We start from the raw sequence: 26,624 nt of genomic DNA, 5'->3' as shown, positions 1-26,624 counted from the left end.
ACCGCGTGGCGATCATCGAAGCGGCCACCGGTCGGCGGCTCTCTTACGCGGAATGGAACGCGCGGGCGAATCAGGCAGCCCATGCGCTGCAGGCCCTGGGGCTGCGCAAGGGGGATCTCCTGGCCGTTCTCTCTCCCAACCGGCTGGAATACCTGGATCTGCTTTTCGCCTGCAACAAGACCGGCGTGATCCTGCAGGCCCTGAACGTGCGGCTGGCCGTCCCGGAGCTCCAGGCCATGGTGCAGGATATCCCTCCCCGTGCCCTGATCTACAGCGGGGATCTGGCGGAGAAGGCGGCGGCTCTGGAGGAAGCGGTCCCGGTCATGGTCGCCCTTGACGCGCCGATCCGAGGTGCGCATCGCCGGTGGAGGGAGCTGGCGGCGCGGGCTTCGGATCGACCGCCGGATCCGATCCCGCTGTCCCTGGAGGATCCCTGGGTGCTGTGCTATACCGGGGGGACGACGGGCCTGCCGAAGGCAGCGATTCTGACCTACGGCACCATCACCTGGAACGCGGTCAACACGGTGATGAGCTGGGGGCTTCGCCCCGATGATCTCGCGGTTCTGAACGCTCCCCTCTTCCATACCGGCGGCCTCAACGTTTTCACCACCCCTCTGGTTCATATCGGCGGCGCCTCCGTTCTCTGCACAGCCTTCGATCCCGATCAGGTGTTCGATCTGCTGGAGCGGGAGCCGGTCACGCTCTTCTTCGGCGTGCCCACGATGTTCATCCGCCTGCAGCAGCATCCGCGGTGGAAGCGGGCCGATTTCTCCCGCTGTCGTATCGTGATCAGCGGCGGCGCTCCGTGTCCGATGCCAGTCTTCGAGCGCTTCTTCGAGAAGGGAGTGCCCTTCAAAACCGGCTATGGGTTGACGGAGGCTGGCCCGAACAACTTCTGGCTGCCGGATGAGAAAACTCGCCGCAAGCCAGGCTCTGTCGGAAGCCCGCTCTTCCATGTCGAGGTTCGGGTGACCCGGGATGGCCAGGAGGTCGGGCCAGGGGAGCCGGGGGAGCTGTGGATCCGCGGCCCCCATGTGATCCCGGGCTACTGGAACCGGCCGGAGGAGACCGCCCGGACCCTGGTGGGGGGCTGGTTGCGAACGGGGGATCTGGCGATGTTCGATGAGGAGGGGGATTTTTACATCGTCGGTCGGATCAAGGAGGTGATCATCTCCGGTGGGGAGAACATTTACCCGGCTGAGGTGGAGAGCGTGATGCTGGGGCATCCGGATGTGGTGGAGGCAGCCCTGATCGGGGTGCCGGATCCGGAGTGGGGGGAGGTGGGGCGGGCGATTGTCGTGCGGCGGCCCGGGAGCACCCTGACCGCAGAGGAGCTGATGGCCTATCTGCGGGCCCGGCTGGCGGGCTATAAGGTGCCGAAATCCATCGTCTTCGTGGAGGAGCTGCCGAAAACCGGGGCGGGGAAGATCGATAAGACCGCCCTTCGGCAACAGTATGGGCGGTAGCCTGACGCGGGGGAGGCCCTGATGGGGCGGGTGGCGCTGGTGACCGGGGCGGCAAGCGGAATCGGGCGGGCCATCGCCGAGCGGCTGGCCCGGGAAGGGGATAGGGTGGTGGTGGCGGACGTCCAGGTGGAGCAGGGGCGGGCGGTGGCCCAATCCATCGGAGGCCTCTTTCTCCATGCGGACTTGCGCCGCGGCGAAGATTGCCGTCGCCTCATCGCGGAGACCCTGGAGCGCTTCGGGGCCCTTCACATCCTGGTTAACAACGCGGGCTTCCAGCATATCGACCCCATTGAGGATTTCCCCGAGGACATCTGGGAGGCGATGCTGGAGGTGATGCTCACCGCCCCTTTCCGGCTCACCAAATACGCATGGCCGGCCATGAAAGCGCAGCGCTGGGGGCGTATTGTGAACATCGCCTCGATCCACGGCCTGGTGGCCTCGCCCTTCAAGAGCGCCTATGTGGCCGCCAAGCACGGCCTGATCGGCCTCACCCGCGTCGCGGCGCTGGAGGGTGGCCCTTACGGCATCACCGCGAACGCCATTTGCCCCGCGTATGTCCGCACCCCGCTTGTCGAGAATCAGATCCAGGACCAGGCGCGGACGCGTGGGCTTTCCCCGCAGGAGGTGGTGGAGAAAGTCATGCTGGAGCCGGCGGCTATCCGCCGGCTGATCGAGCCGGAAGAGGTGGCAGCGCTGGTCGCCTTCCTGTGTTCTGAGGAGGCGTCCGCGGTCACCGGCGCGGCCTGGACCATCGATCTGGGCTGGACGGCTCGTTGAAGAAAGCGTGAGGATGCCCCTCTCACGTATGGAGGCGTCCATGCGAATGCCTCATCTCGAAGGGATCCGCTGTGAGCTGGTGAGGACTTCCCGTTTGAATTTCCATGTCCTCTTCGCCGGCCCGCCGGATGGCGAGCCGGTCGTCTTCATCCATGGGAACGTTTCCTCCGCAACATTCTGGGAGGAGACGATGCAGGCCCTCCCCGCTGGATTTCGGGCGATCGCCCCCGACCTCCGGGGCTACGGGGAATCGGAGCGGCGCCCCGTGGATGCCACGCGCGGACTTCGGGATTTCAGCGATGATCTGCATGCGCTGGTGGAGGCCCTTGGCCTGACGCGTTTCCACCTGATCGGTCACTCGATGGGAGGGGGGATCGCTATGCAATATGCTATCGATCACGCGGAGCGGATCCTCTCCCTCACGCTGGTCGACCCGCTCTCGCCCTTTGGGTTTGGTGGCACGAAGGATCTGGAGGGCACGCCGTGCTGGCCGGACTATGCGGGCTCGGGTGGGGGCACGGCCAACCCCGAGTTCGTGCGCCGGCTGGCGGCGGGCGATCGAAGCGAGGAGAGCGATTTTTCCCCGCGCCGGGTGCTTCGCGCTTTCTATGGGAAAGCCCCTTTCCTTCATCCCCGGGAGGACGTCCTGGTGGAATCCATGTTGCGCACTGCGGTGGGCGAGGAGAACTACCCCGGCGATTTCCAGTCTTCCACGAACTGGCCAGGGGTGGCCCCGGGAACCCGAGGGGTGAACAACGCGATGAGCCCGAAGTATTGCAACCTGAGCGCCATGGCCATGATCGCTTCCAAACCCCCGATCCTTTGGGTTCGTGGGGCGGAAGACACCATCGTTTCCGACACCTCGCTCTTTGATTTCGGCTACCTGGGCATGCTGGGGGTGATCCCGGGGTGGCCGGGAGAAACGATCTATCCGCCTCAGCCGATGGTCGCTCAGACCCGGGCCGTTCTGGAGCGTTATCGGGCTGGTGGAGGTCGATATCGAGAAGAGGTGATCCCAGCCGCCGGGCATACGCCTTATCTGGAGCAGCCGGGGATCTTTCGGGAGATCCTCCACGCCTTCTTAAGGGGGCAAGCCGGATGAGCCTGAGCGCTCCGGAGAGGATGACATCGGGGGAATTCCTCGGTCACGGAGGATGGCCATGACAACGATCGGCATCGCCGGGCTGGGCGTCTATCTCCCGGAGCGGGTGATGACCGCGGAGGAGCTGGCGGCGGCATCGGGCATCCCGGTCGAGATCATCCGAGCCAAGTTCGGGCTGAATCGGAAACATATTGCGGATGTGACCGGCAAGGGGGAGACAGCCTCCATGATGGCCGCTGAGGCTGGCCGGCGCGCCCTTGAGGATGCCGGAGTTCCGCCCCAGGAGGTGGACGCCCTGATTTACTTCGGGAGCATGCATAAGGATTACTACGTGTGGCTGGCTGCGCCTCGCATCCAGGCGTTGCTGGGGGCCCATCGGGCCTATGCCTTCGAAATTTGTGGGACCTCAGCAGGGCTCCCCTTCGCCATGAAGGCAGCCCGAAGCATGATGCTGGCCGATCCCTCCCTGCGTCGCGTTCTGCTGGTAGCGGCCTCCAACGAGTCCATGTTGCTGGATTACACCAACCATCGCGCCCGCTTCATGTTCAACTTCGGCGATGGGGCGGCGGCCTGTCTGCTCCAGCGCGGCCATCCCTTCAACCTGGTTCTGGAATCCGCCCTGCTCACGGACGGCCGCTTCGCTGACTTCGTTCGCGTCCCAGCCGGGGGCTCGGTGCTCCCCCCCAGCCATGAAACTGTGGACCGGCGGCTGCATTTTTTCGATGTGACGGATCCCGCCCGGATGAAAGCGATGCTGGATCCCATCACTCTCGAGCATTTTGTGGGAGTGGTCCGGGAGGCCATCGCCCGCAGCGGATGCCATGGCCCGGATTTCCTGATCCCGCTGCACACCAAGCGCTCCCTCTTCGAGGCCTTGCTCTCCGCGCTCGGGCTGCAGGAATCTCAGGCCGTCTATCTCGCGGATTACGGCCATCTTTCCGCCGCCGATCCTCTGCTCGGGCTTTACCTCGCCCGGGAAGAGGGGCGCCTGCGAAACGGCGACGTGGTGGTGCTGCTGAGCGCGGGGACAGGATACTCCTGGGGCGCCACGGTGATCCGATGGGGAGGCCCCCATGGTTGAGCTCCGCGTAGGCTCGACCGCCTCCTGGACGAAAACCATCACCCGTGCGGATGTCGAGGCCTTCGCCGCCCTGACGGGAGATGACAATCCATTGCATCTGGATGAAGAATTCGCCCGAAATACCCGCTTCGGCCGACCCGTTGTCCACGGGATGCTGGTGGCCGGGTTGATCTCCGCCGTCCTGGGACGGATGTTGCCGGGCCCGGGGACGATCTATCTTCGCCAGACCCTGGAGTTCCGACGCCCGGTCTACCCGGGCGATACCATCACTGCCGTGGTGGAGGTGCTCGACATCCGGAAGGATAAGCCGATCGTGACCCTGGCGACGCGCTGCCTCAATCAGCACGGCGAGGAGGTGCTGCGTGGGGAGGCTATGGTGTTAGCTCCGAAAGGCGATCCTCGGCGCCATGCCGATGATCCGTGAATTCTCCATCTGGAGGTGACCGATGAACCGTCGCTGGGTTATGGGATGGCTGGTCTTTTTATTGCTGGCCGGGGCGTGCGCGGCGCCGGCGACGCCATCGCCCACGCCGACAGCCGCGCCTGTTCCGGCCACGCCGACGGCCGCTCCTCCTCCCTCTCCCAAGCCCGGCAAGCCGCTGAAGATCGGTCTGCTCACCGATCGCTCCGGCTCCCTGGCCCTCTATGGCCCGATGCTGGAGAACGGCTTTATGCTGGGCCTGGAGTACGCCACCGGTGGAACCATGGAAGTGGCCGGCCGACCGATCCAGGTGATCGTTCGGGACAACGCCAGCGATCCGGAGAAAGGGGTGGCGCAGGCCCGTGAGCTCATCGAGGCCGAGGGCGTGGAGATTCTGGTTGGGGCTCCCAGCTCCGGCGTCACCCTGGCGGTCCAGAAGGTGGCCGAGGAGCATAAGGTCATCCTGATCGCCGAGCCGGCAGCCAGCCCGGATATCACCGGGAAGAATTTCAACCCCTACACGTTCCGGACCAGCCGGACCAGCGTGCAGGATGCGCTGACGATGGGCAAGGCGCTGATCGGGATGGGCAAGACCTTCGTGCAGATCGCTCCCGACTACGCCTTCGGCCATGGCTCCGCTCGCGCCTTCTACAATGTGGTCAAAAGCCTGGGCGGCCGCTTCACCATCAACGACACGCCGGAAGGGGCAGGGGCCATCTTTATCCCGCTGGAGACCACGGATTTCACACCCTACCTCCAAAGGGTGCTGGATGCCAAAGCGGAGGTCCTGATCGTGACTTGGGCGGGCGCGGGCTTCGTGCCCCTCTTCCAGCAGATGCAGGACCTCGGGGTTTTCCAGAAGATGACGGTGGCCACCGGGATGGGCGACAACCAGAGCATTGCCTCCGGCTATGCCTTCGCCACAGGAGCGGTGGGGGTGAGCGTCTATCACTACACCCTGCCCAAGAACCCGATCAACGATTGGCTGGTGAAGCGCCACCGGGAGAAGTTCGGAACGCCGCCGGATCTTTTCACAGCAGGCGGCATGGCCGCGGCAATCATGGTCATCGAGGGGTTGAAAAAGACGAACGGTGACGCCCGGGCCGATGCCCTCATCCCGGTCTTCGAGGGCATGACCTTTCAGGGCCCCAAAGGAACCTATATCATCCGGCCCTACGATCACGTCGCCCTGCAGCCTATGTATCTGGTCCGTCTCAAGGATCCTAAGGATCCCCAGTTCCGATTCTTTGAGCTGATCCAGGAGTTCTCGCCGGAGGAGACCGCGCCGCCGTGCATGCTGGAGGGACCTTATAAGGATCGGTGCCCGAAATCCTGAGGGGTGAGGGGCGGGCAGCGGGGGGCGTGGGATGCTGCCCGCCCTCACCGGGACCAACCCTTTTCCAGCATAAAGGCGAAAGGGGAATCCGGCAAGCGAAGGCCGGCATGTCTGCTCTGCAGGGGTTGCCGGAGAGCGATTCGCTGTCGCCTCCCGATGATGCCATGGAGGTCGATCTCGTCGTGATGAATGGGAGCTTTCAAAGAGGCCTGGATCGGCTGGGGAGGGAAAGGATGTATGGGGAGACCCTTCTGGAGACCCGCGGGTTGACAAAAAACTTTGGAGGGCTGCGGGCGGTCGATCAGGTGGACCTGCGGGTGGAGGCCGGCACGATCCATGCCCTCATTGGGCCGAACGGGGCGGGCAAGTCCACCCTCTTCAACCTGATCGGGGGAAGCCTGCGCCCAACGGCAGGCCGTATCTTCTACCGGGGGAAGGATATCACCGATTTCCCCCCTCATCATCGGGCGCATCTCGGGATCGGACGGGCCTATCAGCTCATCCATGTTTTCCCCAACCTGAGCGTTCTGGAGAACGTACGCTTGGCTGCCCAGGCCCAGGGGCCCGACAACTTCCGTTTCTGGGTTCCGGCGGCTCGCCTTCATCGTTATCTGGATCGAGCCTGGGCCGTGCTGCATGAGATCGGCATGGCGGAGCTGGCCGATCTTCCCGCCCGCGCGCTCTCCCATGGGCATCGCCGCTGGCTGGAGATCGCCATGGTGCTGGCTCAGGAACCTCAGCTCATGCTGCTGGATGAGCCGGCAGCCGGGATGGCCATCGAACAGATCCCTCGCCTGATCCGCCTGATTGAAGAGATCCATCAGCGGGGAGGGCGGACGATCCTGCTGATCGAACACAAGATCGATCTGGTGATGCGCCTGGCCCATCGGGTGACTGTCCTTCATCACGGACATGTGCTGGCCGAGGGGACTCCGGAGGAGATCGCCCGCAATGAGGCCGTTCAGCGAGCCTATCTGGGGGAACGGTCATGGATGCCGTCCTCGAATTGAGGGACGTTCACACATTCATCGGGTCCTTCCACATCCTGAAGGGGGTCTCTTTTGTGGTGCAGGAGGGCAGCCTGACCGCCTTGCTGGGTCGGAATGGCGCGGGGAAAACCACCACCCTGCGCACGATCATGGGACTTTGGCCGGCCGTGCAAGGAAGCATCCGGTTCCTGGGGGAGGAGCTCCGGGGGCGCCCGACCTATGAGATCGCCGCCTTGGGCATTGGCTACGTGCCGGAACATCGGGCGATCTTTCGCAGTCTCACGGTGGAAGAGAACCTGAGGCTGGCGGAACGGCGTCGGGGAGATCTGGCTCGAAAGGCGGATTGGATCTTCCATCTTTTCCCGGATTTGAAAGGTAATCTGAAGAAACCTGCCGGCCTCCTTTCCGGTGGGCAACAGCAGATGCTGGCCATCGCCCGGGCCCTTGTTCCGGACAACCGTCTTCTTCTCATCGATGAGCCCAGCGAGGGCCTGGCTCCTATACTGGTGGAGCAGGTGATGGCAACCATTCACCGGTTGCGCGAGGAGATGCCCATTCTCCTCGTGGAGCAGAACTTTTATGCCATCCATCACCTGGCGGATCGTTACATCCTGATGGAGGACGGGCAGGTGGTGCGCAGTGGGCCGATGGCCGAGCTTCTCATGGACCGCGAGGGACTCCAGCGCTATCTGGGGGTGATGGTATGAAGGGGACATGGGCGATGGGGCTGATCCTTCTTGCCCTCATCGGACTCCCCGCCTTTTTCCTTCCCTTGCCTGTATGGGCCTCTGTTCTGCTCTCCGGCCTTACCCTGGCCGCCCTGGTCTTTCTCGTTGCCGCCGGCCTCTCCCTCATCTTTGGGCTGATGGATGTTATTAATTTCGCTCATGGCACGCTGTTCATGCTGGGGGCTTACCTCGGCTGGACCGTTTACCAGAACCCTCGCTTGTTGCTCAATGTGGCTCCTTTGTTCCTGGCTCTGGGCGCGGGGATCAGGTTCGGGCGGATCCTGTCCGGCCGCATGCCGATGCCCCGCGCCCTCTCCGGATTCGGCATGGTGGGGTTTGGGGCCATGGCTTTCTGGAATCACAACCTGGGGAAGCTGGTCGCCTTCGGGAGCACAGTGCCCGGAGGGGCGATCCCCACTCCCCTTGCGCAGGAGCCGCTGGGTCTGGTCTTCGCCCGGATGGCCGCCATGACGGTGGCCGGATTGTGTGGGGGATGGGGGATGGAGCGAACGCGTTCTGGAGACTACTCCCGATCATGGGGGGTGCCAGCCGGCTTGCTGTTGCTGGGCGTTCTGATGCTGAGTGGTCGGGAGCCGATCGAGCGCTGGATCTTGGAAAGCCCGGCAGATCTCCGATTCCTCCTGGCGATCTGGGCAGGCGCTCTGGCGGGCGGCGCCCTGGGCGCCTGGATGGAAGCCACCCTGATCCGTCCCCTTTACGCCCGCCCCATCTATCAAGTTCTCCTGACGCTCGGCCTGTCTTATGTGGGCACGGAACTGGTGCGGGTGGTCTGGGGGCCTGGAAACTATGCTCCGTTGCCTCGGCCCTCCCTCTTCGCTGCGCCGTGTCTGGCCTCATCGGTTGGGGAATGGCTGCGTCAGGGATGCGCCTCCTTCAACGTGCTGGGGCGTCCTTTCCCCACCTATCGGTTGTTGATCATCGGGGTAGGGGTCGCGATGTGGGCAGGGATCGGCCTGTTGTTACGCTGGACCCGCATCGGCATCGCGGTGCGAGCTGCGGTAGAGGATCGAGAGATGGTGGAAGCCCTGGGGATCCCGGTGCGGCGGCTTTTCACCGGCGTGTTCGCCATGGGGTCGGCCCTGGCGGCTCTGGGCGGCGTGGTGGCCACGCCGTTCCTGGGCTTGAGCCCGGCGATGGGGCTGGAGTTTCTGCTTCAGGCCTTCATCGCCGTCATCATCGGGGGCATGGGGCATTACGGCGGCGCAGCGGTGGGCGCCTTTCTCGTTGGCCTCGCGCGAGCTTTCGGAGATTACCTGGTCACGGTAGGGATCACCCTTCCAGGCCTGACGGAGGCCATCCGCTTTTCTCCAGCCATCGCCCGCGCCTCCACCGTGCTGCTCATGGCCGTGATCCTTCTGCTCCGCCCCAGCGGACTGTTTGGACAGAAGACGGGATAAAGATCAGAGGCCGAACGTTCCCGCATCGCCCTCAAATCCTGGCTCCGCCTGGCGGGACCCCATAGAGGATCTCAGAGATCCGATATCTGCCTGGAAAATCGCAACATTCTACCGGACGACCGTCCAATCCTTCGTCGGAGAGGATGATGGAGATGGAGCGCACCGGGATCCATCAGGAGATCCTCTCGCGAGGATCTGTTTTCCGCTTATGGATTCGGCGGCATGGGGTGGGGCTGGCCGGCCTGGTCATCCTGGCCGGGTTGCCGTTCTGGTTGAGTGGGATACGGGGCGAGCCCGTGGAGGCCGGATGGCCTCGGTTTCTTCAAGGCCTGCTCATCCGCGTTTATCTGATGGCCGTTTATGCGCTGAGCTATGATCTCCTGATGGGTTACACTGGGATCCTCTCCTTTGGTCATGCCCTGTTCTTCGGCGGTGGAGCCTACATCATCGGCATTCTGCTCAAGCACTTCCAGGCTCCCTTGCTGGTTGCCATGCTCGCGGTCACCCTTTTCGCCATGGGAATCAGCGGGCTGGTCGGCGCCCTCTCTCTACGAGTACGAGGGGTGTATCTGGCGATGGTGACCCTGGCGTTAGCCCAGGCCGCCTTTATTCTGAGCGAAGCGACCGATTTCCGGCAATACACGGGAGCCGAGGATGGTCTTCAGGGCATCCCTGTTCCGGCTTGGCTGGACCCTGCGGAGCACCGCCTGCGGTTCTACTATTTGGCCATGGTTTTTATGCTGGGGGCCTATTTCCTGGTGCGTCGTCTGGTGGATTCCCCAACCGGCCGGGTCTGGATCGCGTTGCGGGAGAACGAAGAGCGCGCCGTCGCACTGGGGTATTCCCCCCTGGCTTTCCGGTTGCTGGCCTTTATGTGCTCCGGTACGCTGGCTGCGCTGGCAGGGGCGTTGAACGCTTTGTTCAACAAAAACGCCACGCCTTCGTTGTTGAGCGTCAACACCACGATCCAGGCCCTGCTGATGACCCTGGTAGGCGGAGTGGGAACCTTAAGCGGCCCCATGTTCGGCGCGGCGCTGCTGGAGCTCGCCGGTTATCTGTTTAACCGGGTGTTCGGCCCTCTTTGGTTCTTGCTGTTCGGCCTTTTCTATGTGATGGTGGTGCTGGCTTTTCCCCACGGACTGGCGGGTGCCTGGCGGCGCGCATGGGCCCGCCATCATGGTCCATTGCAGGGATCGGCTCCTGGATCGGAGGGATCTGCGCGCTCCGCCTCTCTTTGAAGCGGATGGGGGATCCCGAGCGGGCCGCTCCAAGGCCTTCCAGCGCGCCTTCCGAGCTGCTGGCCCCTGACTTGCCTCGCCCTGGAGGAGCCGAAGGGGTTGACATGCGGGGGAATTCGGCTTACAATCGCTATTGAACGAAATTGAGAGAAGTGCACATTTGCTCAAAAGCGGAAAGGGGTGGGGGCCCTAGAGGTGGGCCGGGGTTCCCTCTCCGCGTGCGGGGTGGAGATGCCACGGAAGACATCCTACCCGTTTCCGACCCGCGAGGAGCTCCTGGCCTATGTGGCCAGCCTGTATTATCAACGCGGCTGGGATCAGGGTCGCATCGCCCGGCGGCTGGGCCTGAGCCGTTCGATGGTCTCCCGTCTCCTCAGCGAGGCGCGGCGCAGGCGCATCGTTCAGATCCACATCCAGTGGCCGGTAAAAACCGTTTCCCCTCTGGAAAGCCGCCTCATGGAAGCCTTCTCCCTGCAGGGCGCTCGCGTGTTGGATGCGGAGAACTCCTCCTATCGGGAGCTGCTGGGCCAGCTCGGAAGGCTGGCCGCTATGGAGCTGCTTCCCCACCTCCGGGATGGAATGACGGTAGCTGTCACCTGGGGAGTCACCCTGTGGGAGGTGGTGCAGGCCCTCCCTTCCTCGTCCTATCCGCGGCTGCGGATCGTCCAGTGTCTGGGGGCGCTGGGAGGGCGCCAGCCGTGTGACAGCCCCTCCATCGTCCGCAAGCTGGCGGAGACCCTGGGGGCTCAGGGGTATTACTTGCATGCCCCGGTGATGGTGGAGCGCGAAGAGGTCGCCCAACGTCTGCTGGAGGAGCGGGCTATCAAGGAAGTCCTGGATCTGGCTCGAAGCGCGGACCTGTTGCTGGTCGGCATTGGGACGACTCATGCGGAGGCCTCCTCTTTGAAGCGCGCTGGATATCTGTCCGATGAGGATCTGGCGGAGCTGCGCCGGCGGGGCGCAGTGGGCTATATCTGCGCGCGGTATCTGGATCTAAAGGGTCTCCCGGTGAGCACGCCTTTCGATCAGAGGACGATCGGCCTGACCCTGGAGGACATCCGCCGCATCCCGTGTGTGATCGCAGTGGCCGGTGGCCTGGTGAAGGCGCAGGCGATCCTGGCGGCCCTGCGCAGCGGCCTGATCGACATCCTGATCACGGATAAAGGGGCGGCTACGGAAGCGCTGAATCTCCATCTTCGAGAATCCCCATGAGCGCAAGGACGGACGGCCACGCGATGGCGGAGCGATTCCGGAAGGTGCTGGAGGCCTTCGCCCGGGCGCGGGTGATCCCGGTGGCGGTCCTGGAAAACGAAGAGGAAGCTTGCGTCCTGGCAGCCGCCATGCAAGAGGCAGGGATCCCGGCGCTGGAGGTCACCTTTCGCACTCCGGCGGCCCCGGAGGTGATCCGATACCTGCGGCAAGCCTATCCGCTCATACGGATCGGTGCTGGGACGATTCTCTCCCCAGAGCAGGCAGAGGAGGCGGTGGCGGCGGGCGCGGAGTTTCTGGTCTCCCCGGGGTGGGAGGCGGAGCTGGGCTGTTGGTGCCGTGAGCATGGGGTTCTCCTGATCCCCGGGGTGGCGACTCCCACGGAGATCATGGCCGCATGGCGGCAGGGATGGGAGGTGTTCAAATTCTTCCCGGCGGAGGCTATGGGTGGGGTGCAGGTCCTTGAAGCCCTGGCGCCGGTTTTCCCGCACGCCCGCTTTATCCCCACGGGAGGGATCCAGGCGGGAAATCTCATCGATTATCTGCGCTTGCCCAACGTGCTTGCCTGCGCCGGCACCTGGCTGGCGGATCGTCAGCTAATTCGCGAGGGAAAGAAAGAGGAATTGGTTCGCAGGGCCCGAGAGGCTTTGGCCCTCGCTCGGGAGGCGACAACGGGAGGCCTGGCCGCTATCCTGTCGTGAACTTCAATGGGAGGCCGTGCCCAGGAGGGGGAGCTGTGGCGGTCATCCGGACAGTAGCCGGTGATATCCCGCCGGAATCCCTGGGAATTTGTTACGCCCATGAGCATGTCTTCTGCCGGCCTCCGGTAGAGGATCCGGATCTCATTCTGGACCGCGAGGACGTTGCCATCCGGGAGTTGCGCTGGTTCCGGGAAGCGGGCGGACAGGCGCTGGTGGAGATGTCCCCGCCGGACTACGGTCGCGATGTCCAGGCCCTGTATCGGATCTCTCAGGCGACGGGCGTGCATCTCATCGCCGTTACCGGTCATCATAAGGAAGCCTTCTCTGGCCCCTGGGTGGAGGGTCGTTCCGTTCACGAGTTGGCCGAGCGGTTCATGCGGGAGATCGTGGAGGGCATTGACGGGACAGGGATCCGTGCCGGTGTCATTAAGGCCGGCAGCAGCCTGAATTGCATCACGCCGAACGAGGAGAAAGTTTTTCGGGCCGCTGCTCTTGCCCATCGCCTCACGGGTGCCCCGATCTCCACCCATACCGAGGCGGGCACGATGGGCCTGGAGCAGGTAGCCCTCCTGCGATCCGAGGGGGTGGATCCGGCCCGGGTGATCATCGGCCATGTCGATCGTCGGATGGAGTGGGAGTATCACCTGGCCCTCGCCCGCACAGGGGTTTATTTGGGCTATGACCAGATCGGCAAGGAAAAATACGCCCCGGATCGCCTCCGGATCGAGTTCATCCGACGGCTGATCGCCGAGGGTTACGGGAAGCAGATTGTGCTGGGCGGGGACATGGCCCGGAAATCCTATTGGCCCAGTTATGGAACGGGGGGCGGCCCGGGGCTCACTTATATCCTGTGGCGTTTCATCCCATGGTTGCGCTCAGAGGGGGTGTCCGAGGAGGCAATCCAGGACCTCCTGATCCACAATCCGGCGCGCGCCCTTGCCATCGCATAGATGGGAGGGTGTAGTCGGAACAAGGGGAAGTTGGGATCTCCAGCGCGAGTAGGAGGAGGTGGGCGGTGAGCGGGAAGCCACCGATTCGGGTCGTGGCGGCTTGCGGGCTGGGGACCGGGACAGCCCTCTACCTGAAGATGACGGTGGAGGAGATCCTCAGGAAGGCGGGCATCCCCGCGGTGGTGGAGACGGCGGATGCAACCCTCGCGCCCACGATCACCGCCGACATCATCGTCACCGGTCCGGATCTGGCAGAGATGTTCCGCCAGCGGGCCCGGGCGCGGGAGATCGTAGCGGTTACGAACTACGGGAACAAGGCCGAGATCCAGGAGAAGCTGTTGGCCGCTGTGCGGCGGCTGGAGGGATAACGCGTTGGATTTCCTGGAGGCCCTGGACGGGCGCATCCGTATTCTGGAGCGTGTGGGCGAATGGGCGGAGGCGGTCCGGATCAGCGGGGAGCTCCTGGCTGCCGATGGCCTGGTGGCTCCTTCGTATGTGGAGCATATGATCCAAACCTGCCAGGAGCTCGGCCCATACATCGCTATCGCTCCCGGCGTAGCCATTCCCCACGCCCGCCCGGAGGATGGGGCGAAGGGCCTGGGTCTTTCCTTGGTGGTCGTTCGGGAGGGGGTCTGGTTCGGCTCCCATAATGATCCCGTTCGCGTTCTGATCGCCTTCGCCACTCCGGATCGATCGGCGCACATCGATTTGCTGCGTCAGCTGGCGAACCTGCTGGCGCGGGCCGGCGATCTCACGCAAGCGGCTGCGCGCCTGGGCACCCCCGAGGAGTGGAAGGAGTATTTGCGTTCCATCCTTCAGGATTCCCCATAGGAGGTGACCATGGAGACCTTGCGCGCTATTCTGGAATTTATCCAGAAGTTCATGCAGGAGCCGTCCCTGTTCCTGGGGCTGATCGCCCTGCTGGGCTTCCTCCTGCTTCGGGAACGGGTCGAGCGCACGATCTCCGGAACCCTCAAGACGGCCATCGGGTTGCTGATCCTCCTGGCAGGGGTCAACCTGATGGTCCAGGCGCTGCTCCCGCTCGGGGAGCTGGCCGGGAAAACCCTGGGCCTGCCGCCGGTCCAGATCCAGATCGGGACCCAGAAGATCATCAGCGAGCTCGGGATCCAGATCGGCCTGGTCATGCTCTTCGCCTTCCTCATCAACGTGCTCCTCACGCGGTTCCTCGGCGGCCTGGGGTTTAAGTACATCTATCTCACCGGCCATCTCATCTTCTGGAACGCGGTGATCTTCGTTTCCGCTTTCCGGTATGCCCTGGGGCTGGAGGGGGCCGCTCTGGTGATTGTGGCCAGCCTGTTCACCGGCCTTTATCAGACGATCCAGCCCTGGTATACCCATCGCTTTGATCTCTTCGTGAATGAGGGCAGCGGGTTCGTCCTGGGCCACTCTTCCTCCCTGACCGTGCTGGTTACGGCATGGCTGGCGCGCCTGTTTTCACGGGGAGGGAAGCAGCGCATAGGGGACATGGAGGCCCTCCGCTTCCCGCGAGCGCTTGAATGGTTGCGGGAGCCCATGTTGCTGATGGCGGCCACCTTCCTGGTGGTTTATCTTATCATGGCCGCTCTGAACGTGAGCTTCGTAGTGGAGGCGGCCGCCAAAGCGGGCAAGCATCCCATCATCTGGGTCCTGCTGCAGGCGTTGAACTTCGCCGCCGGCTTCGCTATCCTGATCATGGGCGTGCGGATGATCATCGCCGAGCTGATCCCCTCCTTCAAGGGCATCGCCGAGCGCATCGTCCCCGGGGCCATCCCCGCCCTGGACTGCCCGCTCTTCTTCCCTTACGGTCAGGTCTCCATGGCTTACGGAGGCCTGATCGGGATGCTGACCATGGTCCTGGTTTCCCTTCTTTTCGCAGGAGCCCGCTATCCGTTCTTCATCTTCGCCCCCACGATGTCGGTGTGGTTCCATGGGGCCACCGCCGGCGTGTATGGGAATAAATACTGGGGGATCCCGGGCGCCATCCTGGGCGGCGTGGTCGCCGGGGTGCTGATGGGCGTGGGCCAGGCGCTGATGTGGCCGGTGCTGGGGTTCGCCATCGGCGATTTCTTCAGCTGGGCCTCGGACACAGACTATGTGCTCTGGCCTCTGCTGATCGCCCTCATTGGTCGCATCCTGGGACGCTGATGGCTCCCGAAGAGCAGGAAGCGATGGAGAGGGGCCAGCTCTGGGGAGCTGGCCCCTCTGCTTTCATCCAAGTCGCTGCAGGGCGAAGCGGAGGACGGATACGATCTGCTCCACGATGGCCTCGAGGAGGGACTCCCCTTTCTCCGCAGTGGCTAGGGTGGGATCGCCGAGGATGCCGGTGCGGGTGATCTCCGTCCAGGGAACCGGGCGGTAGAGAAAGTCGGGGGGGAGCTGAGGCTCCTCGCGGATCATCCGATCCCGACGCACTTGCTCAGGGGCGATATGCAGAACCAGGGAGGTCTCGATTTCGTCGGCGTGGAAGTAGCCGCCGGGCATGGGTCGGGAGGAACAGATCCGCGAAGCGGCCTCGCCGATCCCGGGATAGGTGAAGACATACATTACTGGGCCCTTCAGCTGGTAGAGACGGCGGGCGGCGGCCTGGAGAGCAGCCCCGTTGCCGATGTGGCCGTTGATCACCGCCACCAGCGCCGCTCCCTGCCGTTGAAGGCTCAGCCCCAGATCCACCAGAAGGCTGACCAGAGTCTCGCTGGAGATGGAGAGAGATCCGGGGAAATCCTGAAGGGACCAGACCTGACCGTAGGGGATCAGGGGCAACAGCACGCCTCCCACCTGTTCCGCTACCCGTTCGGCGATCGCCTGGGCCAGCAGGTTATCGGTGCCGACCGGGAGATGGGGTCCGTGGGCTTCGATGGCCCCAATGGGGAGGATCGCCAGACGGCGCGCCTCCAGAATCCGCCGCGCTTCTTCCCCGCTGAGAAGTTCGTATCGCTGCAGGTTCATCACCGGGCCTCCCTTAGAGGTCGCCTCTAATTGTAGTAAACCTTGCGCCAGGGGCGGCCATCCGGGCACGGCCCCTCTCCGATTGGGGAGGGGCAGGGGCACCCAGGGCCTCCCGGCTGCCTTCCCCGCGCTCGGGGAAGACGAACCCGCAGCCCCGGGGCTGATGGGAAAGAGGGAACCGGTTCTCCGCCAGACCACGCAAAGCGCCGACAGCCCATCGTGTTCCACAACTTTTCTTTTTGAGCAGGCGGTTTTAAAATAAAAACCGTAAATGTCCTGTTTCCTCTTTTTTCTCGGCGCGAGGAGTGGGAAAGGAAGGAGCCGACCCCATGCAGGTTCGCGGAACTGCCGGTGATCCTGTAAGGCCCAGTCCTCAGGGCTTGATATAGAGGCGTGCCGGGGTGGGGAAACGGCCTTCATTCTGCAACCTCTAAGTCCTCATCTCCGTGAGCTCCGAGGCCTCCATATGGGATGAGGGATCACCTGGGTTGGAGCTCCCACTTTGCGGTCTCTATCTGGAGCGATCGGGGCGAGCGCCCTGACCTTCTCCCGCGGGACGATCGCCCGTGAGGATGGGAGTGAGGAGGGTAGCGATGGCAACCACCGGGAGCTTGCGGGAGATCCCGCTGGCCGCGCTGATCGAAACCGGATGCCGGTCTCGCGCATCCGCGCGACTTCAGCTCCGGCATGGCGAATGGGAGGGCGAGATCTATTTCTCCGATGGTGAGATCGTCCATGCGGTTTGCGGGGATCTCAAAGGGGAACCCGCGTTGTGGCGATTGCTGGGATGGACGGAGGGGCAGTTCACGCTGGAAGATGAGGTCCGCAGCCCCGAGCGCACTCTGTATCGTCCCTGGCAGGAACTCTTGCTGGAGGGCATGCGCCGGGCCGCTCGTTCCGCGGATGCGGCCAGCGCGGCGATTCCTTCCCCCTCGGAATGGATCGCTCGCCTCCGTTCGATCGAAGGAGTCCTCGGCGCGGTGATCTGTAGCCCGGATGGGGTGGTGATGGCCGCGGAGGTTCCAGAGGGGAAAGGGGAGGTGGAAGGGGCGATTACGGTCTATCTATCGGCGGCGGCGGCGGCCATAGCGGATCTTCTCCCCATGGGCGCTTTCGAACATGCAGTGGTCTCGGAGTCCCAGCGGCGGCTTCTGATCCTCCCGCGTTCGCCGTTCATGATCGGCCTGGTGCTCTCCCCCCAGGCCTCGCCGGCCCTGGTCCTCTCCGAGGCGCTGGCCCGCCTGGCCTGAGGCGATCAGCCCGCTTCTTTTCCATTAAGCTGGATGACGGATCGACCTCTCCTCACCCTGTGAAGCGGGATGAGGATGGGGAGGGGGCGAACCCGAGGAAGCCGGCCTGTCATGGGCTTGCGGGGCTCTATTCGATCCGGAAACAGCTGCTCTTCGGATCCCGAAAGGAGAGGGGATGGCCTTCGAAGAGCTGTTGCAGGAGGTGAATACCATTCCAGGGGTGGAGGGGGCCTTCCTGCTTCACGAAGAAGGGGCCGTTCAGGGGAATACGCTCCCCGCGCGTTACTCTGCGGAGACCCTGACGGCGGCGGCGCGGATTATCACTCGAACCTTCAGCGCTCTGGAGGCCTCCCGCCGGCGAGTGCCCGAGGTGGAATTGTGCTTCGTCGGAGGACGTCTCATCCTTCGGCGGATCCCCGGAGGGATCTTAGGCGTTTGCTGTGCCCGCTCGATCAACCGGCCTTTGCTCGATCTCGCCCTCCAGCCGGTGATCCGATCGCTGAGCGCCGCCTTGAAGGAGCAACCGACAGCTCCCCGTAAACCCCGCGCATCCCGGACGGGCGCCCTCCGGCTTTCCACCCTGATCCAGGATCTCGTGAACGAGGGGCTCCGCCTGGTCGAGACGGCGCGGACCCGGGGGATCCCCATTCGATTGCTGGGGAGCGTGGGGATCGCTTATCACGCCCCGTCCGCGGCCCGTTACCTGCCGACGCCCTCCTATCCGGGATTGGAGCTCGCTGCCTCCTCCCGGCATGGGAAGGCCCTGGCGGTTTTTATGGAAGAGCAGGGATATGAACCGTTTGCTCGCTTCAACGCGTTCTACGGGACCCGACGCCTTCATTTCCGCAAGCCGGAGACCGGCTGGCCTGTCGACGTGTTCCTGGATGCCTATGAGATGTATCACCGAATGGAGTTCGCAGCGGCGCTCAGCCGTGAGGAGATCGCCCTGCCACCCACCTGGCTCCTCCTTTCCCGCCTCCAGGCAGTGGAGGCCGGAGAAGCCGAGCTGCTGGAGATCGCGGTCATGCTGCTGGACCATGAGGTGGTGGAGGGAGAGCAACCGGAAGCGGTGGATCTGCGGGTGATCGCTGGGCTTTGTGCAGAGGATTGGGGGTGGTATCGGACGGTTACCATGAACCTGGAGCGGACGGCCCGGCAGATCGAGGGGTGGGAGGAGCCGGCGCGGGGGCGCGTTCGCGAACGCCTGGAGCGCTTGCGGCAGGCCATTGAGACAGCCCCTAAAAGCCTGGGCTGGCAGATACGCGCTCGCCTGGGGGACGCGGTGCGCTGGTATCAGGCCCCCATTCGGCCGGAGGAAGGACCGCGTCCGGATATGGCCATCGGATGATGGGGGGTTGAGGCTCGCCGGCAGCGGCCGGCCTGGTCTTAGGGAGATTTCTTCGGCCGCGAAGGGAGGACTAGGAGGAGCCAGGATGCGTCTGGAGCCGGTGCGCCGTTTGGGACGGGCGATCGGGGAGATCCTTTACGGGATGGCCCTGCATGATATGGTGCGGGCGAACCTCCGCCAGAGAGGGTCTATGGAGCACCTCTTCCTGTTGATCACCTTCGGGGATCTGGTGGGCATCCCGATCATCCCCCCTTATTACTGCATGCGGCTGCTCCCCTTCATCGTCCCCCAGATCCACGCCTGGCGCCGGCGTCTGCTCCGCGAGCGAGACCTCACGGACATGCTGTTCTGAGGTAGGGGATAATGGCTCCCCGTCGGCGGATCCTTCTGGTGATCGAGACAGCGGACCTGGCCCGCTACGCGGGGTTCCTGGAGTCCGCCGCGTCGCGCTGGGAGATCCTGGCTCTTTCCCCGAGCGAGGCCCTCGCCCAGCCGATTCAGGAGGAGCCTCCGGACGCCGTCCTGGTCGCTGTGGAGGGCGTTCCGGAGGGATGGCTGGAGAGCTGGAAGCGGACAGAGCCGCGCCCCCTCCTGATCCAGCTGAGCGCCCAGGTTTCCGCCCCCCGCAGGGCCCCCGCAGGGCCCTGGGATTGGATCCTCCCAGCGGTTTCCCCGGCATCGGATCTGGAGGCGATGCTCCCCTTTCCATCAGGGGAGCAGAGGCCGACGATCGCCGTGCGGAAGGTCTTGCTCGTCGGGGAGGCGACCGTCGGCAAGACTTCCCTGGCGGCCTTTTATCTGCAGCGAGCCTTCGACCCCCGCCGTCATATGACCATCGGGGTGGACATCCATATCTGCCCGGTGGAGGTCGAGGGGATGGCCGTGCGCCTGGTGGTGTGGGATGTCGGGGGGCAGCGGCGTTTTGCCGCCCTCCGGGATCTTTTTTATCGGGGTGCCGCGGCCGGGGCCCTGGTTTTCGATCTGAGCAACCGCCTCTCCTTTTACCAGCTTCTAAGATGGTGGCAGGAGCTCCGGAGCCACCTCGGGTCCATCCCCGTTCTCCTGGTGGGCAACAAAGCGGATCTGCCCCGGGAGATCTCCCGCTGGGAAGCGGAATCCCTCGCCCGGGCATGGGGCACGCCGTATTTTGAGACCTCCTGCGTGACCGGTGTGGGGGTCCTGGAATTCTTTCAGGCCCTGGCGGCCGCTGCCTTGAAAGGGGCCTCGCCAGCGGAGCCAGGTTAACCCATCCCCGGTGATGGGAACGCTACTCATACTACAACAGTGGAAGTAGGGCAACTGTTTGCAGTTGCCCTGCGGGTAACTAAGGCCCTGGCACGATCCGCAGGATCCGATCATCGCCGGGCATGGGCCGTCCCCGGCCATCCCGGTTGCTGGTGGTGAAGTAGAGGGCGCCGTCCGGGCCCATCACCACATCCCGGATCCGTCCGAATTCCCCGCGGAAGAGCTCCTCATGGAAAATCACGGCCTTCCCATCCGGGCTCAGCACCACGTGGTGCAGGTGTTGTCCGCGCAGGGCTCCAAAGAACAGATGGCCTTTCCACGGCGCGAGCCGCTCGCCGGTGACGAACGCCATGCCCGCCGGCGCCCAGGTGTCCTGCCCGCTATGAAGGATGGGATCCACGAAACGGGGATCCCCCGGCGCATCCGTCACCCGGGGCCATCCGTAATTGCCCCCCGGACGGATGAGATTCAGCTCGTCCAGACAGCATAACCCCATCTCGCCGGAGGGTCCATGCTCGGTGCTGTAGAGCTGGCCGGTGGTGGGATGCCAGGCTAAGCCCTGGGGGTTGCGGTGGCCGTAGGAATACACGTAGGAGCCCGGGAACGGGTTGTCGGCGGGGATCGATCCGTCCGGATTCAGACGGAGGATCTTCCCGGCCAGGCTGTCCAGCCGCTGGGCCAGCTCCCGCTGGGCCGCGTCGCCGGTGGTGGCATAGAGCTTGCCATCCGGGCCGAAGGCCAGCCGTCCGCCATCGTGAATGCCCGCGCCCGGGATCCCATCGATCAGGATCGTTTCCTCCCCCGCTGTGTTTCCCCGCAGGGTGAGCCGGGAGATCCGGTTGCGCAGCGCGCCCTCGGCCCGGTAGGTATACATGACGTAGAGATAGCCGTTCTGAGCGAAGTTCGGATCCAGGGCCAGGCCCATCAATCCCCCCTCGCCGGTCGCCGCCACGGGGAGGACGGCCACCGGCTCCGGGCGGAGCTGGCCGTTTTCGATGACCCGGATCCGCCCGGGGCGTTCCGTGACGAAGATCCGGCCGTCGGGCGCGAAGGCCAGCGCCCATGGCACCTCCAGCCCGGTGGCCACCACCTCCACCCGAAGCGGGAAGGATCCGGAAGGGGTGGAGGAGGGCGGGGAGGCCGACGGAGTGGGGGAAGGCGGGACGAGCGCCGCCGTTGGGGTAGGAGACGGCGAGGGCGCAGGCGGCGGGGTGAAGCGCAGGGTGGAAGGGAGGGATGAGGGGGTGATCGCTGGCGAGGGGGAAGCCGGACCCCGACGGCATGCCCCCAGGAAAGCGAGGCAGAAGAGCGTCCCGATGAAGAAAAGGGGTTTCCGCATGGCCTTAGCCCTTAGAGATCCTCCGGAGGATCGTGCCGGTTCATTCGGCCTCCCGCCGCGCCAGCTCCCGGTCCATCATCACCAGTCCTGTCCCATCCTCCCCAATGCGCCGGAGCGCCTCCAGGATCTGCTCCACGCTTTTCTCCTCCTCGATCTGTTCTTCCAGGAACCAGTGGAGCAGGGGCAGGCTGGAAGGATCGTTCTCGCGGACGGCGATCTGGTAGAGGTTCCGGATGAGGCCGGTGACCCGGCGCTCATGCTGGAGAGCCTGGGCGAAGGCTTCCTGAGGAGAGGAGAAATCCACGGGAGGCTGTTCGATCGCCTGCAGGATGACGCGCTCCCCTCGATCGCAGAGGTGGTCGAAGAACTTCATCGCATGGCCCACTTCCTCGCGGGCCTGCACCCGCATCCAGTGGGCGAACCCGGGCAGGTTCAGCGCTTCGAAGTAGGCGGCCATGGAGAGATAGAGATAGGCGGAATAGAGCTCGTGGCGGATCTGGTCGTTCATGGCCTCGCGGAGCGCCTGGTTCATCGCCATGGGAGCCTCCTCTCGGATGTTCGGGGATAGGGAGCTGCGGGATCCGTGCGCTCAGGACGGATGCCTCCCCCCAGGATCTGAGGCTCGTGGGTGGAGGATCGCCTCGCCCGGCTCACCCTTGGCTCACCCTTAGGGATTTTTCTTTTTCCCTCATAGAGTCTACAGTCAAAGAGCCAAACCCACCAGCCCTCCCCGGGGGTTTCCTAAGGAGGGTGAGGAACCGGAGGGAGTCTGCCGAAGGCGAACTCCGGGTCTCCAGATGTTCCGTATCCGAATCCGATTCGTAACGTTCGAGCCGGATATCCGTTAAATGCAGTAGGAAAGGATTTCAATGAAAATGGCTCCTGTTCAGGCGCGTTCGGTTCATCTGGAGGAAGCCGCTGTTGAACCGGAGATGATCCGTCGGGCGCAGGGGGGCGATCCCGAGGCGGTGGGGTGGCTCTATGATCGCTATTATCTCCCCATCTATCGCTACTTTCGGATCCGGCTGGAGGACCAGGAGCTTGCCGAAGATCTGACGGCGGAAGTTTTCGTGCGGATGCTGGAGCATCTGCCCCGATATCGGGCGCGGGGGCGTCCGTTTCTGGCCTGGCTGTATACCATCGCCCGAAACCTGTTGACGGATTACTACCGGGCGCAGCCGCGCACCGTAGCGACGCCGCTGGAGGATCCGGAGCGCGCCCCGGGTGGGGAGGAGGATATCGAGCAGATCGAAGCGCAGGCCCAGTGGGATTGCATCCGGCGAGCCATGCAGAGGTTAACGCCCGATCAGCAGGACGTGCTGTTTCACCGTTTTCTGGAGGGGCGCTCTGTAGAGGAGACGGCCCGGTTGATGGGGAAACTGCCCAATGCCATCAAAGCGCTGCAGCACCGGGCGCTGGCCGCCCTGCGACGGCGGATGGAGGAGATGGGATGTCTATGAAAGATCTTTCCTTTGAAGAGATCCTGGCCCGGTGTCTGGATGAGATGGCCGCGGGCGCTGACCTCGAGCAGGTGGTGGCCCGTTATCCGGCCTATGCCGCAGAGCTTCGCCCGCTGCTGGAGGCTGCCCTCCGGCTGCGGGAGGTCCCCGTGCCGCCCCCGCGTCCGCAGGCTGTTCGTCAGGGGCGAGCCCGCGTGATCGCGCGGTCAAGGCCTTCGCGGGCCTCCGGCTGGGGATGGCTTCAGGGGCGTCGATGGGTTTCCGCGTTGCTGACCGCCGGGCTGATCCTGGCTCTGCTTTTCGGGGGAGGAGCGCTGGGGGTGCAGGCGGCGGAAGCCAGCCTCCCGGGCGATCCCTTTTACGGGCTCAAGCTGTGGAAGGAATCCCTCGAGCTGACCTGGGCGGAATGGCATGGAGATCCGGCCCCGTTGCTGGTGCGCCAGCTGGAGCGGCGTTCGGAGGAGATGGAAACGCTGCAGCGACAGGGCCGCCCGGTGCATCCGGCCGTTCTTCAGCGCTCCGCCCGTCTGCTGATTCGACTGATCCTCCTGGCCGAGCGCCATCCAGATCATCCGGTCCTCCGGCAGCGCGCCCTGCAGGCCATTGAGCGGCATCAGGCGATCCTCCTGGCCCTGCGCGATCGGGTCCCACCGGCCGCCCGCCCGGCGCTGGAGCGCGCTCTGGAACGAGCGAATCGGGCCCGGGAAGTGCTCTCCTCCCCCGTTCCCCCTCGTCCTTCCCCTGGGCCACCCCCTAAATGGCCTCCTCGAGGGCCCGGGCGGTGATCGGGGAGAGGCGGAGCGGATGATCGAAGGCGTCCCGTTCAGCCCCCAGAGCTCCCCGGGGGAACTCGCTATCCAACGGGCATTTCGCCGCTGCTCTACCGTCCCAAAGCCCCCATGCCTCCGAGTCCCCACCCCTCTTGAACGGTGTGGGGAGGGATCTCCACTATGAGGGCCCCGTTAGCTTAGCTACCCATCCTCTGCCCTGGATCCCAGATCCATGGGGAAAGGCAAAGGGGAGCAGCTCCTCCCCACACCGGAGCTGATTGATATTGATCGATACTTGACATTTCGATCATTATCGATTAATATATGGAACGGAGGTGCTCATGCAGGCGGCTCGACGAGAGCAGATCCTCCAGATCCTGAGCGAGCGGTCCTTCGCCACGGCGGAGGAGCTGGCCCGGCTGACGGGGGTTTCTCTGCCGACGATCCGTCGGGATCTCCAGGCCATGGCGGAGGAAGGGTTGATTGTCCGCACCCGGGGTGGCGCATCGCTGGGCACGCCGGGGATCGGTCATGAGATCCCTTATCTAACACGGGCTCGGGTTCAGCTGCCGGAGAAGCGGGCCATCGCTCGCGCGGCCCTGGAGTTCATTCGGGAAGGGGATGTGATCGCTCTGGATGTGGGTTCCACGACGTTCGAGCTGGCCCGTCTCCTTCGCCCCCGTCGGAACCTCACGGTCTTCACGGCCTCCGTTCCCATCGCGCAGTTGTTGGCCAACACGGAGATTTCGGTGTTTCTCCTGGGCGGCCAGCTGCGCAAGAAGGAGCTTTCGATCGTGGGCCCCCTCGCATTGCGAATGGCCGCCCAGTTTTACTATGACCGTTTCTTCATGGGGGTGGCCGGTCTGGACCCCGAAGCCGGGTGCACGGATTTCAGCTTGGATGATGTGGAAGTGAAGAAGGTCTTTCTGGAGCGCTCCCGCGAGATCGTCGTCCTCGCCGATCATACCAAGCTGGGCCACATCTCCTTCACCGCCATCTGTTCGGTCCAGCGGGTGCACCGGGTGATCACCGATGCGGGGGCGGATCCACAGATCGTCGACCGGTTGCGAGAGCTGGGCGTGGAGGTGCGGGTGGTGCCGGTCACGGAGGATCGCGCGGCTGGCCGGCGGAGCCGCGCGGCCCATCGCGCCTGAGTCCCTATGGGCAGCAGGCGAAAACCCTCAGGCAGGAGCGGCTCGATGTCCTGGTTGCAGGAGGTCTTCGGGGTCTCCAAGCCGGTGATCGGGATGGTGCATCTGCCGGCCCTGCCCGGGGCTCCGCTCTACGATGCGGAGAAAGGGATGGAAGGGATCCTGGAATGGGCCCGGCGCGATTTGCGCGCCCTTCAAGCGGGCGGGATCGACGCGGTGATGTTCTGCAATGAGAGCGATCGTCCCTATACCCTGCGAGCAGATCCGGCGACGGTGGCGGCGATGGCGGCCGTGGTAGGGCGATTGCGTGATGAGATCCAGGTGCCCTTTGGGATTGATATCCTGTGGGATCCCTTCGCCGCTCTGGCGGTTGCGCACGCCACAGGCGCCCGATTCGTGCGGGAGGTCTTCACGGGCGTTTACGCCAGCGATATGGGATTCTGGAGCCCCTCGGCGGGGGAAGTCCTGCGTTACCGTCGGGCGATCGGCGCGGAGGGAGTGCGGCTGCTTTTCAACATCAACGCCGAGTTCGCCGCCCCGATGGGGAGCCGGCCCTTGGCCGAGGTGGCTCGCTCCGTGGCCTTTTCCAGTCTTCCCGATGCCATCTGTGTTTCAGGGCCCATGACCAGCGTGCCGGTCCGGGCGGAGGATTTGCGGGCGGTGAAGGAGGCAGTGGGATCGATCCCGGTGTTCATCAACACGGGTGCCCGCCATGACAACATCGCGGATCTGCTGCCTTATGCGGACGGGGTGATTGTGGGTTCCAGCCTGAAGGTCGATGGCATCACCTGGAACCCGGTGGATCCGGAACGGGTGCGGTCGTTCATGGAGATCGTGCGCCAGCTGCGGGGGGAATAGGGAGCATGGCGCGCGTGGTGGTCGAGGGATTGACCAAACGGTTCGGTCGGGTGGTGGCTGTGCAGGATTTCAGCCTGGAAGTGGCCGAGGGGGAGCTGGTCTCTCTGCTTGGCCCCTCCGGGTGTGGCAAAACCACGGTCTTGCGCTGCATCGCCGGTTTCGAGCGCCCCGACGCGGGTCGCATCCTGGTGGACGATCGGGTGCTGAACGATGTGCCTCCTGAGCGCCGTGGGATCGGGATGGTGTTTCAGACCTATGCTCTCTTCCCTCATATGACCGTTGCGGAGAACATTGCTTTCCCTCTGATGATCCGGGGCCGGCCGCGGGAGGAGCAAGACCGAGTGGTTCAGGAGATGGTGGCCCTGGTCCATCTGGAGGGTATGGAGGATCGTTATCCATATCAGCTTTCAGGGGGTCAACGGCAGCGCGTTGCCCTGGCGCGGGCCCTGGCCATGCGCCCGAAGGTCCTCCTGCTGGACGAGCCTCTCTCCGCCCTGGACGCCAAGATCCGGGAGGAGCTGCGTGGGGAGATCCGCAGGATCCAGAAGACTTTGGGGATCACGACGCTTTATGTGACCCACGATCAGGAGGAGGCGCTGGCCCTCTCCGATCGGGTGGTGGTGATGAATATGGGGCGGATCGAGCAGGTGGGAACCCCTGTTGAGATCTATAACTCGCCACGCACCCCGTTTGTGGCCATGTTCGTGGGGACGATGAACCTCCTTCCCGGCTGGATGGAAGCCGATGGGATCTTCCGTTGGAAGGAGCGAGCCCTGCGGATCAGCCCGGATGCCAGGATATCCGCTGGGCGGGAGGCCTATCTCGCCCTCCGCCCGGAGCG

At 64.3% G+C, this 26,624-nt stretch carries 29 protein-coding genes and 1 pseudogene; 26 read left to right on the top strand and 4 right to left on the bottom strand.

The features are described 5' to 3' along the window. The 17 genes and pseudogenes from VAE54_RS12995 to VAE54_RS12920 all read left to right on the top strand — a co-directional run. Positions 1–1,466 (top strand): long-chain fatty acid--CoA ligase (locus VAE54_RS12995; RefSeq protein WP_322802401.1); only part of this gene is annotated, 1,466 nt, incomplete at its 5' end. Between the two features lie 21 nt (positions 1,467–1,487). Then, a complete protein-coding gene (locus VAE54_RS12990; RefSeq protein WP_322802400.1) occupies positions 1,488–2,243 on the top strand; it encodes a 3-hydroxybutyrate dehydrogenase in 756 nt (251 codons plus the stop codon). Positions 2,244–2,283: 40 nt separating this feature from the next. Beyond that, a complete protein-coding gene (locus VAE54_RS12985; RefSeq protein WP_322802399.1) occupies positions 2,284–3,345 on the top strand; it encodes an alpha/beta hydrolase in 1,062 nt (353 codons plus the stop codon). A 58-nt stretch (positions 3,346–3,403) separates the two neighbouring features. Continuing rightward, positions 3,404–4,426 carry a 3-oxoacyl-ACP synthase gene (locus VAE54_RS12980; RefSeq protein WP_322802398.1) on the top strand — a complete coding sequence of 341 codons (1,023 nt, stop codon included), beginning with the start codon at positions 3,404–3,406 and terminating at the stop codon, positions 4,424–4,426. Then, the gene (locus VAE54_RS12975; protein ID WP_322802397.1) at positions 4,419–4,850 is read left to right on the top strand and encodes a MaoC family dehydratase; all 432 of its coding nucleotides are present in this window, start codon (positions 4,419–4,421) and stop codon (positions 4,848–4,850) included. Before VAE54_RS12980 ends, VAE54_RS12975 begins: the two co-directional genes overlap by 8 nt. Before the next feature lie 22 nt (positions 4,851–4,872). After that, positions 4,873–6,183: a substrate-binding domain-containing protein gene (locus VAE54_RS12970; protein ID WP_322802396.1), complete on the top strand. Its 1,311-nt coding sequence runs from the start codon at positions 4,873–4,875 to the stop codon at positions 6,181–6,183. Positions 6,184–6,416: 233 nt separating this feature from the next. Continuing rightward, a complete protein-coding gene (locus VAE54_RS12965; RefSeq protein ID WP_322802395.1) occupies positions 6,417–7,193 on the top strand; it encodes an ABC transporter ATP-binding protein in 777 nt (258 codons plus the stop codon). Next, positions 7,172–7,879 (top strand): ABC transporter ATP-binding protein, encoded by a 708-nt coding sequence (locus VAE54_RS12960; RefSeq protein ID WP_322802394.1) that lies wholly within the window; start codon positions 7,172–7,174, stop codon positions 7,877–7,879. Before VAE54_RS12965 ends, VAE54_RS12960 begins: the two co-directional genes overlap by 22 nt. A 65-nt stretch (positions 7,880–7,944) precedes the next feature. Next, positions 7,945–8,106 (top strand): annotated as a pseudogene (locus tag VAE54_RS14695) (ABC transporter permease subunit); the annotation flags it as partial. An 87-nt stretch (positions 8,107–8,193) separates the two neighbouring features. Next, the gene (locus VAE54_RS12955; protein WP_416223812.1) at positions 8,194–9,318 is read left to right on the top strand and encodes a branched-chain amino acid ABC transporter permease; all 1,125 of its coding nucleotides are present in this window, start codon (positions 8,194–8,196) and stop codon (positions 9,316–9,318) included. 152 nt (positions 9,319–9,470) lie between these two features. Continuing rightward, on the top strand, positions 9,471–10,556 hold the full coding sequence (locus tag VAE54_RS12950; RefSeq protein ID WP_322802392.1) for a branched-chain amino acid ABC transporter permease: 1,086 nt from the start codon (positions 9,471–9,473) through the stop codon (positions 10,554–10,556). Between the two features lie 231 nt (positions 10,557–10,787). Next, a complete protein-coding gene (locus tag VAE54_RS12945) occupies positions 10,788–11,768 on the top strand; it encodes a sugar-binding transcriptional regulator (RefSeq protein WP_322802391.1) in 981 nt (326 codons plus the stop codon). Continuing rightward, positions 11,765–12,466: a bifunctional 4-hydroxy-2-oxoglutarate aldolase/2-dehydro-3-deoxy-phosphogluconate aldolase gene (locus VAE54_RS12940; protein WP_322802390.1), complete on the top strand. Its 702-nt coding sequence runs from the start codon at positions 11,765–11,767 to the stop codon at positions 12,464–12,466. The genes VAE54_RS12945 and VAE54_RS12940 overlap by 4 nt, the downstream gene beginning before the upstream one ends. Before the next feature lie 35 nt (positions 12,467–12,501). Further along, positions 12,502–13,416 carry a phosphotriesterase-related protein gene (locus tag VAE54_RS12935; RefSeq protein WP_322802389.1) on the top strand — a complete coding sequence of 305 codons (915 nt, stop codon included), beginning with the start codon at positions 12,502–12,504 and terminating at the stop codon, positions 13,414–13,416. Between the two features lie 65 nt (positions 13,417–13,481). Beyond that, positions 13,482–13,784 (top strand): PTS sugar transporter subunit IIB, encoded by a 303-nt coding sequence (locus VAE54_RS12930; protein WP_322802388.1) that lies wholly within the window; start codon positions 13,482–13,484, stop codon positions 13,782–13,784. A 4-nt stretch (positions 13,785–13,788) separates the two neighbouring features. After that, positions 13,789–14,247 carry a PTS sugar transporter subunit IIA gene (locus VAE54_RS12925; RefSeq protein ID WP_322802387.1) on the top strand — a complete coding sequence of 153 codons (459 nt, stop codon included), beginning with the start codon at positions 13,789–13,791 and terminating at the stop codon, positions 14,245–14,247. A 9-nt stretch (positions 14,248–14,256) separates the two neighbouring features. Beyond that, positions 14,257–15,561 carry a PTS transporter subunit IIC gene (locus tag VAE54_RS12920; RefSeq protein WP_322802386.1) on the top strand — a complete coding sequence of 435 codons (1,305 nt, stop codon included), beginning with the start codon at positions 14,257–14,259 and terminating at the stop codon, positions 15,559–15,561. A 63-nt stretch (positions 15,562–15,624) separates the two neighbouring features. On the opposite strand, the gene VAE54_RS12915 is transcribed toward VAE54_RS12920, so the two are convergent. Together VAE54_RS12915 and VAE54_RS14690 are read right to left on the bottom strand one after the other, a co-directional pair. After that, positions 15,625–16,362, bottom strand: a complete 738-nt coding sequence (locus VAE54_RS12915) for a creatininase family protein (protein WP_322802385.1) — start codon at positions 16,360–16,362, stop codon at positions 15,625–15,627. A 26-nt stretch (positions 16,363–16,388) separates the two neighbouring features. Then, positions 16,389–16,622 carry a helix-turn-helix domain-containing protein gene (locus VAE54_RS14690; protein WP_416223811.1) on the bottom strand — a complete coding sequence of 78 codons (234 nt, stop codon included), beginning with the start codon at positions 16,620–16,622 and terminating at the stop codon, positions 16,389–16,391. Positions 16,623–16,955: 333 nt separating this feature from the next. On the opposite strand from VAE54_RS14690, the gene VAE54_RS12910 reads away from it, so the two are divergent. The 4 genes from VAE54_RS12910 to VAE54_RS12895 all read left to right on the top strand — a co-directional run bounded on the left by VAE54_RS12910 (position 16,956) and on the right by VAE54_RS12895 (position 20,205). Further along, positions 16,956–17,612 (top strand): DUF4388 domain-containing protein, encoded by a 657-nt coding sequence (locus VAE54_RS12910; RefSeq protein ID WP_322802384.1) that lies wholly within the window; start codon positions 16,956–16,958, stop codon positions 17,610–17,612. 175 nt (positions 17,613–17,787) lie between these two features. Continuing rightward, a complete protein-coding gene (locus VAE54_RS12905) occupies positions 17,788–18,960 on the top strand; it encodes a roadblock/LC7 domain-containing protein (protein ID WP_322802383.1) in 1,173 nt (390 codons plus the stop codon). Positions 18,961–19,045: 85 nt separating this feature from the next. Further along, complete coding sequence (locus VAE54_RS12900; RefSeq protein ID WP_322802382.1) at positions 19,046–19,312, top strand: hypothetical protein; 267 nt, start codon at positions 19,046–19,048, stop codon at positions 19,310–19,312. A gap of 11 nt (positions 19,313–19,323) precedes the next feature. Continuing rightward, a complete protein-coding gene (locus tag VAE54_RS12895; protein ID WP_322802381.1) occupies positions 19,324–20,205 on the top strand; it encodes a Rab family GTPase in 882 nt (293 codons plus the stop codon). A gap of 79 nt (positions 20,206–20,284) precedes the next feature. Here the strand turns inward: VAE54_RS12895 and VAE54_RS12890 are convergent, their stop codons facing one another. Both VAE54_RS12890 and VAE54_RS12885 read right to left on the bottom strand, forming a co-directional pair. Continuing rightward, positions 20,285–21,544 (bottom strand): PQQ-dependent sugar dehydrogenase, encoded by a 1,260-nt coding sequence (locus VAE54_RS12890; protein ID WP_322802380.1) that lies wholly within the window; start codon positions 21,542–21,544, stop codon positions 20,285–20,287. 40 nt (positions 21,545–21,584) lie between these two features. Next, entirely contained in the window at positions 21,585–22,082 is a 498-nt protein-coding gene (locus VAE54_RS12885) for a ferritin (RefSeq protein ID WP_322802379.1), read from the bottom strand. Between the two features lie 337 nt (positions 22,083–22,419). Here VAE54_RS12885 and VAE54_RS12880 point away from each other — a divergent pair, with 337 nt between their 5' ends. From VAE54_RS12880 to VAE54_RS12860, 5 genes are all read left to right on the top strand, one after another. Beyond that, on the top strand, positions 22,420–23,004 hold the full coding sequence (locus VAE54_RS12880) for a sigma-70 family RNA polymerase sigma factor (protein WP_322802378.1): 585 nt from the start codon (positions 22,420–22,422) through the stop codon (positions 23,002–23,004). Beyond that, positions 22,995–23,789: a hypothetical protein gene (locus VAE54_RS12875; RefSeq protein ID WP_322802377.1), complete on the top strand. Its 795-nt coding sequence runs from the start codon at positions 22,995–22,997 to the stop codon at positions 23,787–23,789. The genes VAE54_RS12880 and VAE54_RS12875 overlap by 10 nt, the downstream gene beginning before the upstream one ends. A 326-nt stretch (positions 23,790–24,115) precedes the next feature. Beyond that, positions 24,116–24,928, top strand: coding sequence for a DeoR/GlpR family DNA-binding transcription regulator (locus tag VAE54_RS12870; RefSeq protein ID WP_322802376.1), 813 nt, complete (start codon positions 24,116–24,118; stop codon positions 24,926–24,928). A 45-nt stretch (positions 24,929–24,973) separates the two neighbouring features. Further along, a complete protein-coding gene (locus VAE54_RS12865; RefSeq protein WP_322802375.1) occupies positions 24,974–25,783 on the top strand; it encodes a BtpA/SgcQ family protein in 810 nt (269 codons plus the stop codon). 5 nt (positions 25,784–25,788) lie between these two features. Further along, the coding region (locus tag VAE54_RS12860; RefSeq protein WP_322802374.1) for an ABC transporter ATP-binding protein at positions 25,789–26,624 on the top strand (836 nt) is incomplete at its 3' end.

Origin of the sequence: Thermoflexus sp., assembly GCF_034432235.1 — a bacterium.
Taxonomy (GTDB): Bacteria; Chloroflexota; Anaerolineae; order Thermoflexales; family Thermoflexaceae; genus Thermoflexus.
This window is presented reverse-complemented; position numbering and strand designations above follow the sequence as displayed.

What these genes read in the sequence shown, in the direction of transcription:
- VAE54_RS12990 (WP_322802400.1), top strand. Translation starts at nt 1,488, where the DNA reads ATGGGGCGGGTGGCGCTGGTGACCGGGGCGGCAAGCGGAATCGGGCGG.
- VAE54_RS12985 (WP_322802399.1), top strand. Translation starts at nt 2,284, where the DNA reads ATGCGAATGCCTCATCTCGAAGGGATCCGCTGTGAGCTGGTGAGGACT.
- VAE54_RS12980 (WP_322802398.1), top strand. Translation starts at nt 3,404, where the DNA reads ATGACAACGATCGGCATCGCCGGGCTGGGCGTCTATCTCCCGGAGCGG.
- VAE54_RS12975 (WP_322802397.1), top strand. Translation starts at nt 4,419, where the DNA reads ATGGTTGAGCTCCGCGTAGGCTCGACCGCCTCCTGGACGAAAACCATC.
- VAE54_RS12970 (WP_322802396.1), top strand. Translation starts at nt 4,873, where the DNA reads ATGAACCGTCGCTGGGTTATGGGATGGCTGGTCTTTTTATTGCTGGCC.
- VAE54_RS12965 (WP_322802395.1), top strand. Translation starts at nt 6,417, where the DNA reads ATGTATGGGGAGACCCTTCTGGAGACCCGCGGGTTGACAAAAAACTTT.
- VAE54_RS12960 (WP_322802394.1), top strand. Translation starts at nt 7,172, where the DNA reads ATGGATGCCGTCCTCGAATTGAGGGACGTTCACACATTCATCGGGTCC.
- VAE54_RS12955 (WP_416223812.1), top strand. Translation starts at nt 8,194, where the DNA reads ATGCCGATGCCCCGCGCCCTCTCCGGATTCGGCATGGTGGGGTTTGGG.
- VAE54_RS12950 (WP_322802392.1), top strand. Translation starts at nt 9,471, where the DNA reads ATGGAGCGCACCGGGATCCATCAGGAGATCCTCTCGCGAGGATCTGTT.
- VAE54_RS12945 (WP_322802391.1), top strand. Translation starts at nt 10,788, where the DNA reads ATGCCACGGAAGACATCCTACCCGTTTCCGACCCGCGAGGAGCTCCTG.
- VAE54_RS12940 (WP_322802390.1), top strand. Translation starts at nt 11,765, where the DNA reads ATGAGCGCAAGGACGGACGGCCACGCGATGGCGGAGCGATTCCGGAAG.
- VAE54_RS12920 (WP_322802386.1), top strand. Translation starts at nt 14,257, where the DNA reads ATGGAGACCTTGCGCGCTATTCTGGAATTTATCCAGAAGTTCATGCAG.
- VAE54_RS12915 (WP_322802385.1), bottom strand. Translation starts at nt 16,362, where the DNA reads ATGAACCTGCAGCGATACGAACTTCTCAGCGGGGAAGAAGCGCGGCGG.
- VAE54_RS12910 (WP_322802384.1), top strand. Translation starts at nt 16,956, where the DNA reads ATGGCAACCACCGGGAGCTTGCGGGAGATCCCGCTGGCCGCGCTGATC.
- VAE54_RS12905 (WP_322802383.1), top strand. Translation starts at nt 17,788, where the DNA reads ATGGCCTTCGAAGAGCTGTTGCAGGAGGTGAATACCATTCCAGGGGTG.
- VAE54_RS12900 (WP_322802382.1), top strand. Translation starts at nt 19,046, where the DNA reads ATGCGTCTGGAGCCGGTGCGCCGTTTGGGACGGGCGATCGGGGAGATC.
- VAE54_RS12895 (WP_322802381.1), top strand. Translation starts at nt 19,324, where the DNA reads ATGGCTCCCCGTCGGCGGATCCTTCTGGTGATCGAGACAGCGGACCTG.
- VAE54_RS12890 (WP_322802380.1), bottom strand. Translation starts at nt 21,544, where the DNA reads ATGCGGAAACCCCTTTTCTTCATCGGGACGCTCTTCTGCCTCGCTTTC.
- VAE54_RS12885 (WP_322802379.1), bottom strand. Translation starts at nt 22,082, where the DNA reads ATGGCGATGAACCAGGCGCTCCGCGAGGCCATGAACGACCAGATCCGC.
- VAE54_RS12880 (WP_322802378.1), top strand. Translation starts at nt 22,420, where the DNA reads ATGGCTCCTGTTCAGGCGCGTTCGGTTCATCTGGAGGAAGCCGCTGTT.
- VAE54_RS12875 (WP_322802377.1), top strand. Translation starts at nt 22,995, where the DNA reads ATGTCTATGAAAGATCTTTCCTTTGAAGAGATCCTGGCCCGGTGTCTG.
- VAE54_RS12870 (WP_322802376.1), top strand. Translation starts at nt 24,116, where the DNA reads ATGCAGGCGGCTCGACGAGAGCAGATCCTCCAGATCCTGAGCGAGCGG.
- VAE54_RS12865 (WP_322802375.1), top strand. Translation starts at nt 24,974, where the DNA reads ATGTCCTGGTTGCAGGAGGTCTTCGGGGTCTCCAAGCCGGTGATCGGG.